Annotated in this window: 2 protein-coding genes and 1 pseudogene; 1 reads left to right on the top strand and 2 read right to left on the bottom strand. The window is 43.8% G+C overall.

All coding sequences use genetic code 11. From position 1 onward, the window contains the following. Window positions 1–287 (top strand): annotated as a pseudogene (locus CDG79_RS43280) (hypothetical protein); the annotation flags it as partial. Window positions 288–480: 193 nt separating this feature from the next. On the opposite strand, the gene CDG79_RS40140 reads toward CDG79_RS43280, so the two are convergent. After that, entirely contained in the window at window positions 481–1,395 is a 915-nt protein-coding gene (locus CDG79_RS40140) for a hypothetical protein (protein ID WP_094346999.1), read from the bottom strand. 145 nt (window positions 1,396–1,540) lie between these two features. After that, window positions 1,541–2,424, bottom strand: an 884-nt coding sequence (locus tag CDG79_RS43275; RefSeq protein ID WP_189525320.1) for a hypothetical protein, incomplete at its 5' end; no start/stop codon positions are given.

The following is a 2,424-nucleotide window of genomic DNA, read 5'->3' as shown; positions in this document are numbered from 1 at the left end:
AGATTGGCAAAAGAGGCTGGGTTGTTTTGACCAAAGATGGCAGGATTAGCAACAACTTAATAGAAAGGATTGCTGTTGCACGCGCTCAGGTAAAGATGTTTATATTTGCTTCCCAAAGTGTATCAGGAGAAGAGATGGCTTCAATCTTCCTAAAAGCGATCATCCCAATGCAAGAATTCGTTCGTAAACATCCTGCCCCATTCATCGCCAAAATCTACCGTGATAGCAGCATTACCATGTGGAAGGACAGCGAAAAACTAGTGGAAGAATCACAGCAGTTTTTGTAAACATTTAGCGAAGACTAGCAAAAACTGTTCTCATCATTCTACCTTCTCTATAAGACGCTATTGGTACAGGTTTATCCCTGGTGATCGGGATATTGAAAACGGCTCATCAATTCCTTAGCGTAACTTTCTGCACGGTTGCTCATTTCACCCCTAACCCCATGATGGCGTTGACTGATCAAACAAAAAAGCGGTTTTACTCACCCGTTTTTAACTTTGGTTTTGGTTTGGGACGCGGCACAGAGGTATTATTCTGACTAGTCGCTCTTGACTTACCTTTCTTCCGTGCAGGTGGTGCTGCTGCTCTTTCCGCCTTCTTAGCTGCTGACTGCACTGTGGCTTTATCCTCCTTAGACGCTTTGAGAAATCTGGGTGCAGAATCTTTAGGTAGCGCAGTCAGTGCAACAAAACCGAAGACATCACGCCCCGGCAGAAATTTGGCCTTGATTGTGACAAAGACTCTTGCTCCTTGCTCTTCTTTAGCCACCTTGGGATTAAATCTGAAGGGTCGAACGGGTGCATCCTTCCATAGCAAAGGTATATGACTTGCCTTCATGAATTTCACCTTTCGGGCAGGCTCGGCCTGCTTAATAAATTCGAGTCTTTCATCAGAGAAATTTCGGAACACGGAGATACAGGGAGTAGAGCAGACAGGAATGAACTGCCATAATCCCGATAATTTAAACTCCAGGTCTTCTAACTCCCCTGAGACTGCATCTAGTTTTCGCCCTCTGTCAAAGCCCACTAACTGAAAAGCGATGCGATGCGGTTGCTCTCTGCGTGGAAAGTGAATTGCCTTTGGATAAACAACCAAACGCTGATTATGGTTGCCAGTATTTTCTATTTCCTTCTTGAGAGCGTTTAATACATTCCATTGTCGCTTGGAGTAGTAAAGTGGGTATTCATAGCTACCGATAGTAACAGTGCTTTGTCCATCAGCAGTAAAGTTGATCGACCCAGTAATTACCCCAACAGCTTGAAATATTGCTGCTGGCGATTCAATTTCTGTTGATGTTGACGTATCAACATTTACTTGCTCTTCATCCGATGGAGTTTCAACTGTCGGTACTGCTTGGGTTGACTCAGGCGAGGTAAATTCAGCAGATGCCATGATTATTGTTTTTGTTTGAAATCGCGGTCTAATTCAATCTTAATTGTCTATCAAGTGTCTACATGACTGGCGGCATTGTCGATGCTGCAAAATTCCCTAATCGGGTTTTACATCGGTGACAATAACTGTTAACTGATTTAATGCCCTAATGCAGAAATTTTATCCAATCACTCCTGAATATTTCTATGGAGCATACTTTACCTTTAAAGCCTCGATACTCAATTGTTGCGCTACAAAAATATGTTTCCATTAGTTGAACGCTCTTAATGATTCCGACTTGCCACTTGCGAACACTGTCGTTGAAAAACTCAACTTTATCCCCAACTTTAAATTCCGGGCAAGATAATTCGCTTTCTCGTGTAGTTATCAATTCACCATCTTGTCGAGGAGAAAACCTAGCTACAGCAGGGCTGTCCAGGCTGTCCAAGGAGTTTTCGGCAAGATTAACTGGTTGGACAGGCTCAAACCCAGTCACAGTAAGGCTGTCCAGGTTGTCCACAAAGTCTAGGGGGACTGAAGGGTTATCAGTTAAATTGACAAATTGATTAATTCGACTTTCATTATTTTCCTCATCTTTTTTTTGCAATGCTAATTCTTGGGGGAGGACAATTGGACAGGGTGGACAGCCCTGCTGTGTAAGGCTTTCAGCCTGTCCAGGGTTAAAAATCGGGGGGTCTTGTGCTTGGACAGGGTGGACAGGTAAGCTGTGTAAGGGTTCTGGCGTTTTAGTTGGGTGAAAAAACTCCTCAAATTCCTCTATTCCCCCTTCAAGGCATTTATCTTTAAAGCAATACCAAAATTCCGCCCTGGATTGTGAAGAATCCGGTGGCCCCTCCGGTACTTTCATCTCAAAGACCCCAGGCACGTAGTCAATAAATGTAAAGTGGGACTGAATTCTTTCGCGCTTTCCGTTGACCGTGGGTGTCCAGCTACGTTCCTTGAAGTTGTGGGGCAAGACTGTTTTTAAATGGCTAATAAATTTGGACATCCCCAAAGGAGCATAACCATGTTCCCGGCAGTAAAGTACAT

The organism is Nostoc sp. 'Peltigera membranacea cyanobiont' 232 (genome assembly GCF_002245985.1).
In the GTDB taxonomy this organism is placed as follows: domain Bacteria; phylum Cyanobacteriota; class Cyanobacteriia; order Cyanobacteriales; family Nostocaceae; genus Nostoc.
The sequence above is the reverse complement of the archived record's forward strand: the minus strand, read 5'-3'. Positions and strand labels throughout refer to the sequence as shown.